The organism is Vreelandella profundi, assembly GCF_019722725.1.
Lineage (GTDB): Bacteria > Pseudomonadota > Gammaproteobacteria > Pseudomonadales > Halomonadaceae > Vreelandella > Vreelandella profundi.
In genome coordinates this window covers 3,557,304-3,574,277 of record NZ_CP077941.1, presented here as the reverse complement: position 1 = coordinate 3,574,277, position 16,974 = coordinate 3,557,304, and the positions used below count along the sequence as shown (strand labels likewise).

Sequence of the window (16,974 nt, the reverse complement as noted above, 5' to 3'; positions counted from 1 at the left end):
GGAGTGGCTGGTTTAGCGCTCTAAACTGACAAAAGGTATGAAATATGATTACTTTCTTGATTTTAGGATGCCTTGTTAGTTTAATTGGGATAGGTCTCTCTGTTGCTGTTTCATTAGGCCTGGTTTCGGTAGGGTTCTATGCTCTTCAGGGTAATTTCGACATTCTCGCAATGTTGCCCCAGCGTATGTTTTCCGCTACGACAGGATTCACGCTTCTAGCCATACCCTTTTTTATCCTGGCTGGTAATCTTATGAACACCGGTGGGATAACGCATAGGATATTTAATTTTGCGGATGCATGTGTCGGTCATATCCGTGGCGGGTTAGGTCAAGTTAACGTGCTTGCCTCTCTGTTCTTTTCTGGCATGTCAGGAGCGGCCGTGGCGGATGCAGCTGGCCTTGGGCAAGTTGAGCTTAAGGCAATGGCAGAACGCAATTATGATCCGGATTTTTCTGCTGCCATTACCGCTGCATCATCGACTATTGGGCCAGTATTTCCACCGTCGATCCCTTTCGTTTTATATTCCTCCATTACGGGTGTTTCTGTTGCGCAGCTATTTCTAGCCGGGGTTGTACCCGGTATTTTAATGGCTTTAGCACTTATGCTAGCCGTTTATATTCATGCTTTACGCCACAAGATGTCTCGTCGTGATCATATTGATTGGTTCGAAATAGGGCGCAGTTTTTTATCTGCATTGTTATCGTTATTAACACCGGTTATTATCATCGCTGGCATATTTGGAGGGCTGTTTACGCCGACTGAAGCCGGTGTTATGGCAAGCGCATACGCTCTTTTTCTCTCGATGGTTGTTTATCGAGAAATTAAGGTTTCTGATCTTCCTTCTATTCTTTGGGATACATTAACTCATACCGTGCGCGTTATGTTTGTGATTGCCGCTGCTGGCTTTTTTGGATGGTTACTGATACATCAGAGAGTCCCGAATCAGTTGGTTGAAACAATGCTTTCATTTTCAACCAATCCCGCAATAATAATGGCGATTATCGTTATTATATTATTAATCCTCGGGATGTTTTTAGAAGGTATTGCTGTAATCGTATTAACGGTACCGCTATTTTTTCCTGTGATCACACAAATTGGTGTAGACCCCGTTCATTTTGGCGTCATTATGATTATGTGCTCGATGGTTGGTCTGCTCACACCTCCTGTAGGTATGGTCTTGTTTGCAACATCATCTATAGCGAATATTACCGTTGGCAGGCTGTCACGTGCGTTGGTTCCTTATCTAATCGGTCTTTTTGCCGTTTTGTTAGCGGTTGTAATATTTCCTGAAATATCAACTTGGCTTCCTAGGCTGGTAATGAATCCATGAATAAATTAGATATAGCTATTGGTCATGTGTTGCGGGGCATCGCAATCCTGTGTTTATCCGCTTTATTCATTCTTCTCTTTGTGAATGTTTTTGCGCGCGGCTTTCAGCTTGCAAGCTTTGCTTGGCTGGATGAAGTAGTGCAAGGCTTATTTGCCTGGATGGTTTTTATGGGCTCCGCTGCTTTATGGAGAGAGGGGTCTCACTTTAGAGTAGATTGGCTCGAAAAAACCTTAAGCCAACGATACGCTGCGCCAGTACTTAAAATGTTGATAGCTTTATTATCCGTAGTGTTTTTTCTAACGATGACATGGTATGGCTGGCGGCTTACAGAAAAAAGCAGCGCATTAACTCCGGTTTTAAATTTACCCATTGGACTTTTTTACGTATCAATCCCCATTGCCGGTGTGTTAATGAGTGCTTACTCGCTTAGAGATGTCTTTATAGCATTGAAAGAAATAAAAACTAATTCTATTAACTGTGAAAAGGAGCTACTAAATGATTTATGATCTAAGAACCTATACTTGCCGCCCCGGTACAATTAAAAAGCATATGAAATTATATGAGGATTATGGTTGGGACGTTCAATCTAAGCATTTGGGTTATCCGGTTGTTTATGGTGCTGTTGAAACGGGAAACGTGAACTCCTATGTTCACGTCTGGATGTATAAAGATGCAGACGATCGGGCTGCCAAACGCCGCGCTCTTCAGGCTGATCCAGAGTGGGCAACGTATCTTGCAAAAAGTGCCGAGGCTGGTTATTTGGTCAATCAAGAAAATACAATCTTGAACGCGGCACCCTTTTTCGATCCTTTTAATAGTCTGGTCAATAGCCCCCGCTAGTCGATGTTCTAATGCTTGATATTTTTTGCGCCAGCGGCTGCTAAGCCCTGGCGCAAAATTTTGGTTAAGGCTTGCCACCTGCGTTTGTCGAGCAGGCCGACGTCACCCCCTGATTGAGTAGCGCTACACTTTAGAGTCCTATCCTATGTTGACCCTCTCCTCGATGAGCAAGGTCATTGCCAACGAGCTTGAAATACTGGGCAGCCACGGTATGCAGGCGCACCGTTATGACGCCATGCTGGCGATGATAGCGTCTGGAAAGCTGGCGCCTGAAAGGCTAATTGGCAAGCGGATTACGCTTGAGCAGTCAATTGATGCGCTGATGAACATGGATAGATTCGAAGGAGCGGGCGTAACGCTGGTGACTGAGTTTTGAAATGTTAGATAACGATTTATTTCAATGAATCGGGGCAAATTATTCGCTCCTTATTGCTGGGCGTAGGTTTTACGCTAGGGGTATATTTGTAAGGAGTCCGTTATGTCATCAGCCAGTTCTCAATTCCTTCGCCGTGTCATCGCCCAGCACCCCGCGCAGCGCGATGATATCGGTGATTTAGTCACCCGTCGGCCGTTGCCGGGGCCTGCGCTTGAACAGCTCGATCCGTTTCTGTTTTTGAATCACCACGGCCCGCAAACGTATCCGGCTAATAACCGTGGCTTGCCGTTTGGCCCGCACCCGCATCGTGGGTTTGAAACGGTGACGTTTATTTTAGAGGGGTCGCTGGCTCATGCTGACAGTGCCAGCCATCAAAGCGTGATTCATAAAGGTGGAGTGCAGTGGATGACGGCGGGCAGCGGCATCGTGCATGCGGAAATCTCGCCGTCGGAGTTTCTACGCGACGGCGGCCCGCTGGAGATTCTGCAGCTGTGGGTTAATCTGCCTGCGCATTTGAAAATGAGCGAGCCGCGCTATGTGGGATTACAGCAGGAATCAATTCCCGTCATTGCGTTACCGGGCGGCGGCGAGCTGAACCTGATCGCCGGGCAGTGGCAGGAGCAGGCTGGCCCTATCGAAACGCTGACGGGCGTGTTTATGTCGACACTGCGATTGCGGGCCGGCACGCGTGAGCAGCTACCGGCAGCGCCAGGGCGGCAAGTGTTTCTTTACGTGGTCGATGGCGATGTTGAGGTGGGTGGCGAGCCCGTTCAGTCTCACCATTTGATCGAAGTGGATCGCGACGGCGATAGCCTCGACATTGAAGCCAGTAGCGATGCGCGCCTGCTGTTTGGCCATGGCGATGTGATTGATGAGCCGGTGTTTTCCCACGGGCCTTTCGTGATGAATACCCGTGAAGAGATTGCTCAGGCGGTCGACGATTACCAGAACGGCAAGTTTGGTGGGTTGAACGTTTAGCCCTTATAAAGGCTCACCTCGATAGTAGTGCCACAGAAACAGCGAGCCCACGCTGCGCCATGGCGACCAGTGCTCTACCATTTGGCGCGCCTGCTTGGGCGTGGGTTTGTTATCCATTCCTTTCAGGCGCCCTAAGGCGACGCGAAGGGCCAGATCGTCGGCAGGAAAGATATCCGGGCGGTTGAGCGAAAACATTAGGTACACTTCAGCGCTCCAGCGACCAAAACCGCGCAGCGCGGTAATCGCGGCAATGGCGTCGTCATCGTTTAGCCGTTCAAGCCCATCGGCGCTAAAGGTGCCGGCGAGTTCGGCGTCTGCCAGCCCTTTGGCATATTCGATTTTGAGCCAGGAGAGCCCGGCATCGCGCAGCGCTTGGCCCTCCACGTCCATCACCGCTTTTGCATGCAGCTCAGGCAGTAGTGTGTTTACACGGCCCATAATCGCGCGTGCCGCTTCGGTGGAAAGTTGCTGGCTAACGATGGTGCTGAAAAACGTCGCAAACCCCTGGTCGCGCTGGCGTGGGCTTGGCGCACCCACCAATGGGTAGGCGCGGGCAATATCCGAGTCGACCTCAGCAAGTGCCGCCATGGCGTGCTCAATGGTATCGAGTGTCATCGCCTTCACCCTATTAAAGAAATAAACAGTTAAGTGAGCAGGATTAAGTGAACAGTACTGTGCACAGGCCTGTTGATAAAGCTCAATGAACGTTAGAGAGCATACGCGGCGTATGGCGAATGCTTTTTGTCTGCTAACTTTTTAAACGCGGCATGTTTATACTTTCGTCTAATCCTGCGATCATTTGCGCTAATCAAGGTGCCAACACAGCGGTACCCCTAGGAGATAAACATGCAGGATTCGACAGCATCGTCGTCCCAAGGGCTGGCGCGTAACCCGCGCTTGGCCGAATTTGTGTTGGCGCTAGGCGGGTTTGGGATAGGCACTAGCGAATTCGTCATCATGGGGTTGATGAACCGCGTGGCGGGTGACTTAGCCGTCACGGTTCCCCAGGTGGGCTACGCGATCAGCAGCTACGCGCTGGGTGTTGTGGTGGGGGCGCCGTTAATTGCAGCGCTGGCTGCGCGCGCGCCTCGGCGGCTGCTATTAATCATACTGATGCTGGTGTTTGCGGTGGGCAACATAGCCAGCGCTATGGCACCGAGCTTCTGGTCATTTGTGGGCCTGCGTTTTCTCGCGGGTTTGCCTCACGGGGCCTATTTTGGTATTGCCGCGCTGGTCGCCGCGGGGGCGGTACCGGTGGACCAACGGGCACGCGCCATCTCCAGAGTGATGCTGGGCTTAACGGTGGCTATTTTGATCGGGGCGCCGCTAGGAACGTGGGCCGGCAACCAGTTTGGCTGGCAAATCGCGTTTGTGGGTGTGGGGGGAATTGCTCTGCTTACCGCTCTGCTAATACGTCTTTATGTCCCGGTTCAACCGGTGGATAAAGGCGCCAGCCCCGTGCGCGAGCTGTCTGCGTTGCTTAAACAGCGCGTGTTAGTGACCTTAGCCCTGGCCTGCATTGGCTGCGGCGGTATGTTCGCTATTTTTAGCTATGTAATGCCAACACTGACCCGGCAGGCGGGCATGAGTGAGTCGCTGGGCCCCTTAGTGCTAGTGATTTTTGGCCTGGGCTCCATCGCCGGTAATTTGATCGGTGGCCGCATGGCAGATAAAAATCTCATGCGCGCGATCCCGCGCATCTTGCTGTGGTGTGGCATTGTTCAAGGGCTATTTTACTTTGCGGCGAATAACGTTTGGACAGGGCTTTTGTGTGTCGGTTTGGTAGGCACCAGTATGGCGTTAGCGCCTTCGCTGCAAACCCGCTTAATGGATGTGGCCGAAGATGCCCAAGCCATGGCGGCCTCGCTCAACCATGCGGCTTTTAACGGTGCAAACGCGCTCGGCGCGTGGCTGGCTGGGCTGGCCATTAGTGCAGGCTTTACCTGGTCGAGCACGGGATTAGTGGGCGCAGGATTAGCGCTTTGCGGCTTGCTTATTTTTGCCGCAGGGCGCTGGCTGGAAAAGCGCACTTATGGCGTTGCGACCCGGCGAGCGTAGCTATTTATCGTTATCGAACAGCGATAATTAAATGGTAAATACGTGAATTTTTTTCTAGTGTGTAAGGGGAGCAACCCATAAGGAGATGACCATGCACACTCAGTTATTGAAAAACTCGCGTATTCTGGCCCTTGGCGCAATTGTTGCGATGGCCGTCGCTATAGCAGGCTGTGGCACGACCACCGGCGAGCGTGCCACTAGTGGCGCTGGCGTTGGTGCGGCCGTGGGTGCCGGTGCTGCGGCCGTAACCGGTGGTAGCGTTGTACAGGGCGCCGTTATTGGTGGTGGTGTCGGTGCTGCCACCGGTGCGGCGACCGATGAAGACGACATCAACCTCGAATAAAGGGCGGTTGACACTGCTTAGCGGCAGAGCCTAAAGCCGCGCATGCCCATATGAAAGTGATCGGCATGCGCGGCGTTGTAATCGGGCCCGAGAATATTGCCGAACGTATCGCAGGCGCCATCGCGCGCGGCGCGTAAGAACTCACCCGTTGCGCCTTCATCATCCCAGTTATTTAACACCGTAATACGCTCGCCATTTTCGAATTGAAACCCGGTGACATCCAGCGCTTCGGCGGTGGCGTGTTCGCTGCGCCTGCCTGTTTCTCGACCATAGACGTTCCGGCAGGCAAAGCTGCCGACATGATTCACCTGGCTGACGCGACTGCCCATCAGCTGCTCGGCTGCGGGCTGTAATGCGTGGCGTTCGTACATGACCCAGGCCAGTGCCATGGGGCAGGAGGCTACGAAGCTCTGATTAAACGCGACGCCGCTTGATTGCATTCGCACGATATTGGATAGCGGGCAGCTCGCGGTAGGGGCGTAATCTGCCAGCGGCGTATAGCGCAGCTCGCCCGCAGGGGCCGTATCTAAGGCGGCCAGGCAGCCCGCGCGATCATCTGCCAGGCGGCTGAGCTTGAGCTGAGTGATGGGCGTAATGGGGTCGTCAACGTGTAGCGGTGCCCAGGGCGCCCAGTGGCGGGGAATCTCAATAATGCCTTTTTGCAGGGCTACGCCCAGCGCTATTAAAGCTAATATAAACAGCGTACTGCGCATATTTACCTCCCTGTATGTTGTTACTAACCCTACAGCCGCAGCGATGGGTGTGCGATACTGCGCGGCCTTGCTGCTTTCCTGCAGCCGTTTTGTTTATTATGGCTCTTTATTTTCGTTACTAATTTTCGCAACTTATTTTCGCAAGCGAGGGAAAGTGCTTCATGTCCCAAGGTACGCTTTTTATCGTTTCTGCTCCGTCGGGTGCTGGCAAGACCAGTTTGGTGCGTGAACTCATCGAAAGCCTGGATGGTATTCAAGTATCGGTGTCGCACACTACCCGCGTTAAGCGCGAGGGTGAAGTGAATGGCGTGAACTACCATTTCACTGATGTGGCCGCGTTTGAAGCGATGATCGCGCGCGGTGAGTTTTTTGAGTATGCCAGAGTATTTGATAATTACTACGGCACCTCACGTCAGGCGGTACAAGCATTACTGGCGGCTGGGCAGGACGTTATTCTTGAAATTGACTGGCAGGGCGCACAGCAGGTGCGCGTGCAAATGCCTGATGCGGTATCGATTTTTATTTTACCGCCGTCGCGTGATGAGCTGGAGCGGCGCTTATCAAGCCGTGGCACCGACGAACATGCGGTCATCGCCCGGCGCATGCGCGAAGCGGTCAGCGAGATGTCCCATTACCATGAATATGACTACCTCGTCGTCAACGATGACTTCACCACCGCGTTGCAAGAATTACAGTCGCTGGTCATCAGCCGTCGCTTAAGCCGCTCGCTAATGAGCGAGCGCCACGCTTTGCTATTATCTGCGCTCTTGTCACAGGCGCCTTCAATCGAGTAATCTGTTCGGTTCTATTGTTTTTAAATGCCGTTTTTAAGTGCGGTGTTAAATGCGTTTTTCCGCTGGGTCGGCCCGTTTATGTTCCATACGGCGCCGGCCTGGTTCTGTCATAACAGGAAGGCTCCCATGGCTCGCGTAACCGTTGAAGATTGTCTTGAAAATGTTGAAAACCGCTTCAAGCTGGTGATGATTTCTACCCAGCGTGCCCGCCAGCTGGCTCGCGGCTCACGTGATGCCCTGCTACCGTGGGAAAACGACAAGCCGACGGTAATGGCGCTGCGTGAAATTGCGGCAGGCCTGGTGGATCACACGGTTCTGGACGAGCCTGTTGAAGCCGCCGTGCGTCCGCGCCCTGCGATGGCACCGACTCATATCGACGACTAACGGTTATCACGAAATCGATAACGCAAGCGATAGAGGCGCGGTAGATGTTCACCATTGATGACCTGGCCGACCGGCTCGGCGGCTATTTACCCCCGGCTGAAATCCAGCAGGTCAAACGCGCCTTCTACTACGCTGAGCAGGCCCACGATGGCCAGCGGCGGCGCTCTGGCGAGCCTTATGTTACCCACCCGCTAGCGGTGGCGAACATTCTTGCCAACATGCACATGGACCATCAAAGCTTGATGGCGGCCATGCTGCATGATGTTATCGAAGATACCGGGGTCTCCAAAAAAGCCCTGGCAGAACAGTTTGGAAAACCGGTGGCAGAGCTGGTGGACGGGGTATCAAAGCTTACCCAAATCACCTTTGAAGACAAAGCGGTTGCTCAGGCCGAGAACTTCCAGAAAATGGTGCTGGCGATGTCGCGAGATATTCGCGTCATCATCGTCAAGCTGGCTGACCGGCTGCATAACATGCGCACGCTTGGGGCACTGCGTCCGGATAAAAAGCGCCGTATTGCCCGTGAAACGCTGGAAATTTACGCCCGCATTGCCGGGCGCCTAGGTATCAACACCATTCGCGTTGAGCTTGAAGATCTCTCTTTTCAGGCCATTCATCCTATGCGTTCTGAGCGCATTAAGCGCGCCGTCGCTAATGCTCGCGGGCATCGGCGTAGCGCCATGCGCGAGATTCAGTCATCGCTGCAAAAAAGCCTCGATGATGATGGGCTCAATGGCACCGTGATTGGGCGCCAAAAGCATCTTCTGTCGATTTATAAGAAGATGCGCGACCAGCGTAAGCCCTTTGCCGAGATCATGGATGTCTTTGGTTTTCGCATCATCACGGAAGATGTCGCCAGCTGCTACCGTATTTTAGGCGTGGTGCATAATCTCTATAAGCCGGTCCCAGGGCGTTTTAAAGACTATATCGCGATTCCCAAGGCCAACGGCTACCAGAGCCTGCATACCACGCTATTTGGCTCACGCGGGATGCCCATCGAAGTTCAGATACGCACGCGCGAAATGGAAGCCATGGCGAATAACGGTATTGCCGCCCACTGGCTTTACAAGGCGGGGCAAACCTCGCATCCGATTGCCGAAGGTAGCCATGCCCGTGCCCGGGCATGGGTTAAGGGCCTGCTGGAAATGCAGCGCCATGCCGGCGACTCACTGGAATTTATTGAACACGTCAAAAATGACCTGTTCCCTGATGATATCTACGTGTTTACGCCCAAAGGCGACATCATGGAGCTTCCCCAGGGGGCTACCGTGATCGATTTTGCTTACACCGTGCATACGGATATCGGCAATAACTGTATCGCCTGCCGCATTGATCGCCACTTGGCGCCGCTCTCTACACGTTTAGAAAGCGGCCAGACGCTCGAAATTATCACCGCCCCCGGTGCGCGCCCCAATCTTGCCTGGCTTAACTTCGTGACGACCGCGAAGGCGCGTTCAGCCATTCGCCATGCGCTCAAATATCAGCAGCAAACCGAAGCCGTCATGCTGGGGCGTCGATTGCTCAATAAAGCCCTGGCACCGTTTGATACCAGCCTGGAAGAGCTGGACGAAAGCGTGCTCAAGCGCGCCTTTAAAGAGCTGGACGTGTCGTCTGAAGACTCGCTACTGGAGTCGCTGGGGCTGGGTAATCGTATGACGCAAGTGGTGGCAAGACGATTAGTGGATGCCGCACACGGCGGTCACTATGAGCATCCTGCTACCGAGGACGGTGGCAAAGCGGTAGTGATCAGCGGCAGTGAAGGCATGGTGATCAACTTTGCGCGCTGCTGCCACCCGCTGCCGGGCGACCCGGTGGTTGGCCATCTTTCCATGGGCAAGGGCTTAGTCGTACACCGTGCTGAATGTAAAAACGTTGTTGATAAGAACTTTGCCGATAAAAATGATCCCGACAAGCTCTTCGCGTTGGAGTGGTCAGACACGATTGATGAAGACTTCCCGGTCGCCCTGCGCATCGAAATTGAGAGCCGCCGTGGGCTTGTGGCTGAGCTGGCTGGACTAATAACGGATGCGGATGCCAATATCGAACGTATTGGCATTGAAGAACGCGATGCACGCCTTTCGACGGTGACGCTGACGCTATCTGTGAAAGGACGAGTGCATTTAGCACGGATTATCAAACGAATCCGTAATCTACCCAATGTCGGCAAAATCACCCGACTCGCCAACTAACTATCCCTATCTACGACGTACTGATGCTATATCGGTAGCGTCTGCTATTGGTGGTATTGGCTGGGTACTTATTCTAACGAGCTATTCTAACGAGCTATTCGAACGACTTATGACTAACTGAAGGAGCGAGCATCGCATGAGCAATAAGGCTGTTATCAACACCAGTAAAGCCCCAGCTGCTATTGGCCCTTACTCCCAGGCTATTAAAGCGGGTAACACGGTTTATCTTTCTGGCCAGATTCCGCTCGACCCTGCCACCATGGCGATTGTATCAGAGGACTTTGAAGCTCAGGCACGCCAAGTCTTCGCCAACCTGCAGGCCGTGTGTGAAGAAGCAGCAGGTTCACTGAGTGATATCGTGAAGCTGAATCTGTACTTGGTGGACTTGGATAACTTTGCCATTGTTAACCAAGTCATGGAAGAGTTCTTCACAGCACCTTTCCCTGCCCGCGCCGCCGTCGGCGTCAAAGCGCTGCCCAAAGGCAGCCAGGTGGAAGCTGAAGCCGTGATGATCATCGGCGATTAATCCCGCCGGCGCTAAACCGCTGTATTTTAGACGGGATTAACCGCTAGAAAACCACCTTCTTTAAGCACCTGTGCATAACCTTCACGGTAGCTTGGGAAGCGGAATTGATAGCCGGCGTCAATGAGCCGCTGGTTATCGCAGCGCTTGCTGGCGCGGCGGCGTAACGGCGATTGCATCGTCTCAGTGGCCTCTACTTTCAGCTGCTGGGCGAGCCACATCATGACGTTATGCATCGTAACGGGCTCGCAGTCGCTGCCGAGATAGATATCTTCCAGCGGCTCGCCGCTTTCCTGGCGACGAATCAAGTGGGCGATAATGCCGGCACAGTCGTCGCGGTGAATGCGGTTGGAGTAAATCACCGGTGTAATGGCGGCCACGCGACCTTCGGCGACCTGATGAATCAGCCGGTCACGGCCTGGGCCATAGATGCCGGAGAAGCGAATCACCGTACCGGGTAGCGCATGATTAATCAGCGCCTGCTCGGCTTCGCACATCAGCTTGCCAGAGAAGCTAGTCGGATCGGTGGGGCTTTCCTCATTGACCACTTCGCCTTCTTGCTGGCCATGGACACTGGTCGAAGACACAAAAAATACCCGACGCGGCGACTTCTTGTGCTGCGCCATGATGCCCAGCACGCGCTTTAAGCCTTCGGGATAAGCACTTTGATAAGCGCTTTCTTCAAAGCGGTCCGCGCTGACCGTATACACGACGTAGTCGGCGTGAGGAAGGCTTGAGGCGTCGGCGTCTTCCAAGCTATTCAGGTCTAGCGCTAGCGGTTTAATACCGGTGCCCTTTAAGGCCTCGACGTTGCGGCGTAAGCCAATCACCCGGTGCCCTTCTTCCAACAGCTCGCGCCCAAGGTTGATCCCAATATCGCCACAGCCGATAATCAGTACGGTTAGCTTCACCGTGCTCACTCCTGTTGATTAATATTCCCTATTAGATACAAAGTCTCTGCCAACGATTACAGTGAACCATGACGCTGTCAGTTCCAAGAATCGTCAGTTGTGAAAATCGTCAGTTGAGAAGATTGTCGGCAGAGCTTGCTTGTCCTTTTCCGTCCCGCTGCCAGCATGCTATTAGTCACACGCTGCTACGAGAGGATGCCATTGGCACCGCTATGACTTTAACAGAACTTCGCTACATCGTAACCCTTGCCCAAGAGCGCCATTTTGGCCGCGCGGCAGAGCGCTGCCATGTCTCTCAGCCCACGCTATCGGTGGCAGTGAAAAAGCTGGAAGAAGAGCTTGAGACGCCGCTATTTGAGCGCTCGAAATCCACCGTGCAGGTAACGCCGTTGGGTGAAAAAATTGTTGCCCAGGCTCAGCGTGTGCTCGAGCAGAGCACGCTGATATTTGAGCTGGCCAGCAGCGGTAAAGACCAGCTGGCCAACCCGCTGCGCATTGGCGCGATCTACACCATAGGGCCCTATTTATTTCCGCACCTGGTGCCCGCGCTGGCTAACGCAGCTCCGCAGATGCCGCTGTATATCGAAGAGGGCATGACCGGCACTCTGCGCGGCAAGCTAAGAAGCGGTGAGCTGGATGTGATTATTGTGGCACTGCCCTTCACCGAAACCGATGTGGTCACCAAGCCGATCTACGACGAAGCGTTTGAAGTGTTAATGCCGGCTAATCACGCCTGGGTGACGCGCGAGGCGATCAATAAAGAAGATTTACTCGAAGAGCGGCTATTATTACTCGGTGAAGGCCACTGCTTCCGTGATCAAATTCTTGAAGCCTGCCCGGCGATTACCCAAAAGCTCAATAGTCCCAATAACACGCTGATAGCGGAAGGCGGCTCGCTTGAGACCATTCGCCATATGGTGGCCTCCCGGTTAGGCATTACCGTCTTGCCGCAGTCGGCGCTAGGTACCGCCCAGTATGAAAATGCCATGTTGGTCAGTCGCCCCTTTGTTGAGCCTGCACCGTCGCGCACCGTGGCGATTGCCTGGCGGGCAAGCTTTCCGCGGCCAAAGGCGATTGAAGCGTTGATTCAGGCGATCAGCCAGTGCCGTCAGCCCACTCAGGCCGTGAAAAGCGCTTCATGAGTGATCTCTCCGCGCCCGTTACGTCGCTGAAAGGCGTTGGCGAAGCCCTCGCGCTAAAGCTTAGCCGCTTAGCCATTCAGCATGTTAGCGACCTGCTCTTTCATCTGCCGCTACGCTATCAAGACCGCACTCGCCTGACGCCCATTGGCCTACTGCGCGCCGGGCAAGAAGCGGTGATTGAGGGCGAAGTGACGGCCTGCGACGTGGTAAAAGGGCGCCGCCGCAGCCTGCTAGTCCGCGTGCGTGATAACAGCGGTATTTTGAGCCTGCGCTTTTTCCACTTCTCGCCTGCCCAGCAGCAACAGCTGCACCCCGGTGCGAGCGTGCGCGCCTTTGGAGAAGCGCGTGCTGGGGCAACGGGTTTAGAGATCTATCATCCCGAATACCGGTTGGTGGGGGGCAGTGAAGCGCCGGTAGATGAGTACTTCACGCCTATTTATCCCACCACCGAAGGGCTCAACCAGCCGCGCCTGCGTGCCTTGACGCAGCAGGCTCTTGGGCTATTAGACGCGGCCCCCGAAGCGCTGCCTGACGTTATTCCTGACGCGCTGCGCCAGCGCTTTCAGCTACCGGGGCTTCACGCCAGTTTGCACTTACTTCACCAGCCGCCGCCCGATGTGAATATCGAACAGTTGACCTGGGGGCAGCATCCGGCCACGCGTCGGCTCGCGTTGGAAGAGCTGCTGGCTCATCAGTTAAGCCTGCGCGAGGTTCGTCTGCGTATTCAGGCCGACGGCGCTCCGGCGCTACCCTCAGGGCGTAGCCTACAGGCGCGTTTTTTAGCACAGCTGCCGTTTGCTCTGACCGGTGCTCAGCGCCGTGTATTGGAAGAGATCAGCCTCGATTTAAGCCGTCCAGCCCCCATGCTGCGCTTGGTTCAAGGCGATGTGGGGTCGGGTAAAACCGTCGTGGCGGCCATGGCGGCGCTGTGTGCCCTGGCGGGTAACTGCCAAGCCGCGATCATGGCACCGACGGAAATCCTTGCTGAGCAGCACTACCGCTCGTTTAAAGCGTGGTTTGAGCCGCTGGGTATCGAAGTAGCGTGGCTAGCGGGTAAGCTCAAAGGCAAAGCGCGGCTGGATGCGAAGGCCGCGATTGCCGATGGCCGCGCGCGAATGATCGTGGGCACCCACGCGCTTTTCCAAGACGACGTGCACTTTCAGTGCTTAGGGCTGGCGGTTATTGACGAGCAGCACCGTTTTGGCGTGCATCAGCGTCTAGCGCTGCGTGAAAAAGGCGAGGCGGGCGGACTGACCCCGCACCAGCTCATCATGACCGCCACGCCGATTCCACGCACGCTGGCCATGAGCGCCTACGCGGACCTGGATGTATCGGTGATCGACGAATTGCCCCCAGGGCGGACCCCGGTTAAAACCGTGGTAGTGCCTGATGAGCGGCGCCCTGAAGTGGTAGAGCGCATTAAGCTTGCCTGCAGTGAAGGCCGCCAGGCGTATTGGGTGTGTACGCTGATTGATGAGTCCGAGGTATTGCAGTGTCAGGCCGCAGAAGTCACCCGTGATGAATTAACGGTGGCGTTACCTGAGCTGGCCGTAGGTTTGATTCACGGACGCATGAAATCCAGTGAGAAAGCCGAGGTAATGACGGCATTCAAAGCGGGCGAGCTAGACTTGCTGGTGGCCACCACGGTGATCGAAGTTGGTGTAGATGTGCCCAATGCGAGCCTGATGATTATCGAAAACCCTGAGCGCCTGGGGCTTTCACAGCTTCACCAGCTACGTGGCCGGGTAGGACGTGGCAGCACTGAAAGCTTTTGCGTGCTGCTTTATCATCCGCCGCTGTCGAAAAGCTCTCGCCAGCGCTTGGCAGTCATGCGCGAAACGACCGATGGTTTCCGTATTGCGGAAAAAGATTTAGAAATTCGCGGGCCAGGCGAAGTGCTGGGCACTCGCCAAACGGGCCTTGCGCAGATGAAAATCGCCGACCTGGAGCGCGATGCTGACCTGTTAGAGCGCGTTAGCGCTTTGGCCCAGGCGCTGCAAGGCAATGCAGACGTCACCGCCGTATTGGTACGCCGCTGGCTGGGAGAAGCCGCGGGCCGCTATGGGCAGGTTTAAGCGCTAGCGCTGCTGGCTGCGGGCACTTCGTGGACGACCAACCGATTAGCAGCCTCGCCCAGCGGGGCTAGCTGTTCAGCAATGAGGCGCAGCTGGCTCTGAATAGGACGATACAGAGCGACGGCTTGCTCATCTGCGATAGCGGCGCTTTGCTCCTCTAATTGCGCTAATAGCGCGGCCGTTTGCTCTGTCAGTATTGCTACCGGCTGGCGTTTGTTTAGCTGTTCTGCGATATGACCTAACAGTTCGCCAATACGTGTTGCTACCGGCACTAGCGTGGCATCGTCTTCATCATCGGCTAATTGATGGCGATGGGCGCCTAAGGCCGACAGGTGGCTGAGCAGCGTGTTGGAAAGCACTAGAAAACGCAGGCCGTTGTCTGCATCCAGTTTTCGGTAGTGGCCGGGCTCGTGGAGCATGTTGGTGAGCAGCGTGGAAAGCGCGGCATCGGCGTTGTGGGCATTGCGTCGCGCCAAGCGGTAGGCCAAACCATCCTGCTTGCCTTCCTCATACTGGTGGATAATCTCTTCCAGGTAGCGGCGATGTCCGTTCAGCGCGTTGGCGGCCTCGCGGTAAAGCCTGCGGCCCTGCCAGTCGGGTAGAATAAAAAATACCGCTAATCCCGCAATCACCGAGCCAATCAATGTATCGAAAAGACGCGGCAAGATAAGGTTAAAGCCATCGCCTACTTGGTTGAAGCTGCATAGCACCAGCAGCGTGATAGAGGCGGTCGCGATAACATAGTGTTTTTCGCGGTTGGCAAAGAACGATACCCCTGCTGCCACGGCGATCATGCTTTGCACTAGCGGGTGCGGAAAGAGGCTGATCGACGCCCAGCCCACTGTCAGACCCAATACCGTGCCCATAATCCGTTGGGATAAGAACCGCCGCGTGGTGGCAAAGTTCGGCCGGCATACAAACAGCGTTGTGAGTAGAATCCAGAAGCCCTGTTCAGGGTCAATCCACTGCAACAATCCATAGCCTGCCATCAGCGCGATGGATAGCCGCACGGCGTGACGAAAGGTGGGTGAACCCAGGGTGAAGTTTAGACGCACCCGCTTCCAGGCTTCTAGCACGCTGGAGGGCGAGCGATCATAGAGGGCGCTATCGCGGCGTTCTTCGCTGGCATCGGGATTGTGTGCGCTGGCAAGCTGAGTTTCTAACGTCGCTAAGTTGTCAGCGAGGGCACTCAGTGGATAAAGCAGCGGCCGCCATTCGGGCCTGCCCCGGTCGCGTAGATTCTCAATGGAGGCGTGCAGATCGGCCAAGGCTTCTTCGCTTTGCTGGTGATCAAACGGCCGGTTGAGCAGCAGTGATTTAGCCAGCTGGCGGCAGGAACGGCCCTGCTGGTCTAGCAGTCGCTGGCAGCGAAACAGCACATCATGATGGAAAAAGGCCTTGCTGAGCGCGCTATAGGGGTAGTGGGTTGAGCTGGCGCGTTCATGAATATCCTGGGCGATAAAGTAGATACGCAGGTAGCGGTTTAGCCGGCGGTCGCCGCGCTGGCCTTCAAGGCGGCGAAAAATCATTTCTTTGGCTTGATTGAGCGCGTCCACGACGTTGCCGTTCTGGCGTGCTAGCGCCAGTCTGCGTGCTTCGACATCTACCCCGCGCACCGGCTCAAACAGCGCGGATTTCAATATTAGAAACTCACCTAGCGCCTTGTAGACCCGGGCCATGCTCTGCTTTACCGGCTGGCGTGAAAACAGCGCGCACCACACCACCGAAATTAATCCATACCACACCGCCCCGCCTAGCAGGAGCAGCTGGCGTGCGGCTACGTCTTCATCCACGCCGCCATGCTGTTCGATGTTGATCATTGAATAAATCGACAGTATGAGCGTGCCCGAGGCAATGGTGGCGTAACGCTGACCAATAGCGCCGAGCATAATCAGCGTGAACGTAGAAATACCCAGCCCAAGGACAAATAGCCAGGGCCAGGGGAACAGCCATTGAACGATAAACGATGCCAAGGTAAAGCAGAGTAGCGTCACGACGAGCGCTTGAAAACGACCCTGCCAGCTGTCGTCGGTTTCAGAAAGTGCGCAGGCAATAATCCCCAAGAACAGTGGAATAACGAGCGCTATATCGCCAGACAGGCCGCTCAATAGTAGAGCGCCGCTGAACGCGATAAAAACGCGCAGGCTGTAAGCAAACTTATCCAGGGTCCAAAGGCGCCGCAGCGGCAGTGAAAGTGGCATAGCGTCTCTTATTGGCGGTTATTAGACTTTAGTATAATTTCGTCAGTATAGAGCGTTACAGTGGTGTTTGTCGCCAACAGTTCAATCAACGTTTAATCAATTTTTTCATGTTACGT

General features: G+C 54.6%; 16 protein-coding genes and 1 pseudogene. 13 read left to right on the top strand and 4 right to left on the bottom strand.

Annotation, left to right across the window (positions count from 1 at the left end):
- The first annotated feature begins 44 nt into the window (after nt 1-44).
- From KUO20_RS16410 to KUO20_RS16390, 5 genes and pseudogenes are all read left to right on the top strand, one after another.
- Nucleotides 45-1,331 (top strand): TRAP transporter large permease, encoded by a 1,287-nt coding sequence (locus tag KUO20_RS16410; RefSeq protein ID WP_235040860.1) that lies wholly within the window; start codon nt 45-47, stop codon nt 1,329-1,331.
- Entirely contained in the window at nt 1,328-1,837 is a 510-nt protein-coding gene (locus KUO20_RS16405) for a TRAP transporter small permease (RefSeq protein WP_235040859.1), read from the top strand. The genes KUO20_RS16410 and KUO20_RS16405 overlap by 4 nt, the downstream gene beginning before the upstream one ends.
- Nucleotides 1,827-2,171, top strand: coding sequence for an NIPSNAP family protein (locus tag KUO20_RS16400; protein ID WP_235040858.1), 345 nt, complete (start codon nt 1,827-1,829; stop codon nt 2,169-2,171). The genes KUO20_RS16405 and KUO20_RS16400 overlap by 11 nt, the downstream gene beginning before the upstream one ends.
- A 163-nt stretch (nt 2,172-2,334) precedes the next feature.
- A pseudogene (locus KUO20_RS16395) lies at nt 2,335-2,547 on the top strand (alcohol dehydrogenase); the annotation flags it as partial.
- A gap of 102 nt (nt 2,548-2,649) precedes the next feature.
- Nucleotides 2,650-3,525 carry a pirin family protein gene (locus KUO20_RS16390; protein ID WP_235040857.1) on the top strand — a complete coding sequence of 292 codons (876 nt, stop codon included), beginning with the start codon at nt 2,650-2,652 and terminating at the stop codon, nt 3,523-3,525.
- Nucleotides 3,526-3,528: 3 nt separating this feature from the next.
- On the opposite strand, the gene KUO20_RS16385 is transcribed toward KUO20_RS16390, so the two are convergent.
- A complete protein-coding gene (locus KUO20_RS16385; protein ID WP_235040856.1) occupies nt 3,529-4,140 on the bottom strand; it encodes a DNA-3-methyladenine glycosylase family protein in 612 nt (203 codons plus the stop codon).
- A gap of 231 nt (nt 4,141-4,371) precedes the next feature.
- On the opposite strand from KUO20_RS16385, the gene KUO20_RS16380 reads away from it, so the two are divergent.
- Entirely contained in the window at nt 4,372-5,583 is a 1,212-nt protein-coding gene (locus KUO20_RS16380) for an MFS transporter (protein ID WP_235040855.1), read from the top strand.
- A 91-nt stretch (nt 5,584-5,674) separates the two neighbouring features.
- Nucleotides 5,675-5,926, top strand: coding sequence for a hypothetical protein (locus KUO20_RS16375; RefSeq protein ID WP_235040854.1), 252 nt, complete (start codon nt 5,675-5,677; stop codon nt 5,924-5,926).
- Between the two features lie 17 nt (nt 5,927-5,943).
- Here KUO20_RS16375 and KUO20_RS16370 read toward each other — a convergent pair whose 3' ends face one another.
- Nucleotides 5,944-6,639: an extensin-like domain-containing protein gene (locus KUO20_RS16370; protein ID WP_235040853.1), complete on the bottom strand. Its 696-nt coding sequence runs from the start codon at nt 6,637-6,639 to the stop codon at nt 5,944-5,946.
- A 161-nt stretch (nt 6,640-6,800) separates the two neighbouring features.
- Here KUO20_RS16370 and gmk point away from each other — a divergent pair, with 161 nt between their 5' ends.
- The 4 genes from gmk to KUO20_RS16350 all read left to right on the top strand — a co-directional run bounded on the left by gmk (nt 6,801) and on the right by KUO20_RS16350 (nt 10,532).
- A complete protein-coding gene (gene gmk, locus KUO20_RS16365) occupies nt 6,801-7,433 on the top strand; it encodes a guanylate kinase (protein ID WP_235040852.1) in 633 nt (210 codons plus the stop codon).
- Nucleotides 7,434-7,559: 126 nt separating this feature from the next.
- Nucleotides 7,560-7,817: a DNA-directed RNA polymerase subunit omega gene (gene rpoZ / locus KUO20_RS16360; protein WP_007112267.1), complete on the top strand. Its 258-nt coding sequence runs from the start codon at nt 7,560-7,562 to the stop codon at nt 7,815-7,817.
- Between the two features lie 44 nt (nt 7,818-7,861).
- Nucleotides 7,862-10,006 carry a RelA/SpoT family protein gene (locus KUO20_RS16355; protein WP_235040851.1) on the top strand — a complete coding sequence of 715 codons (2,145 nt, stop codon included), beginning with the start codon at nt 7,862-7,864 and terminating at the stop codon, nt 10,004-10,006.
- 136 nt (nt 10,007-10,142) lie between these two features.
- The gene (locus KUO20_RS16350; RefSeq protein WP_096276857.1) at nt 10,143-10,532 is read left to right on the top strand and encodes a RidA family protein; all 390 of its coding nucleotides are present in this window, start codon (nt 10,143-10,145) and stop codon (nt 10,530-10,532) included.
- Between the two features lie 26 nt (nt 10,533-10,558).
- Here KUO20_RS16350 and KUO20_RS16345 read toward each other — a convergent pair whose 3' ends face one another.
- Entirely contained in the window at nt 10,559-11,440 is an 882-nt protein-coding gene (locus tag KUO20_RS16345) for an SDR family oxidoreductase (RefSeq protein WP_235040850.1), read from the bottom strand.
- A gap of 212 nt (nt 11,441-11,652) precedes the next feature.
- Between KUO20_RS16345 and KUO20_RS16340 the strand changes: the two genes are divergently transcribed.
- Together KUO20_RS16340 and recG are read left to right on the top strand one after the other, a co-directional pair.
- Nucleotides 11,653-12,582, top strand: a complete 930-nt coding sequence (locus tag KUO20_RS16340; protein WP_235040849.1) for a hydrogen peroxide-inducible genes activator — start codon at nt 11,653-11,655, stop codon at nt 12,580-12,582.
- A complete protein-coding gene (gene recG / locus KUO20_RS16335) occupies nt 12,579-14,657 on the top strand; it encodes an ATP-dependent DNA helicase RecG (protein ID WP_235040848.1) in 2,079 nt (692 codons plus the stop codon). Before KUO20_RS16340 ends, recG begins: the two co-directional genes overlap by 4 nt.
- Here recG and yccS read toward each other — a convergent pair.
- Nucleotides 14,654-16,858, bottom strand: a complete 2,205-nt coding sequence (gene yccS / locus KUO20_RS16330; protein ID WP_235040847.1) for a YccS family putative transporter — start codon at nt 16,856-16,858, stop codon at nt 14,654-14,656. The genes recG and yccS overlap by 4 nt on opposite strands.
- Between the last annotated feature and the right edge of the window lie 116 nt (nt 16,859-16,974).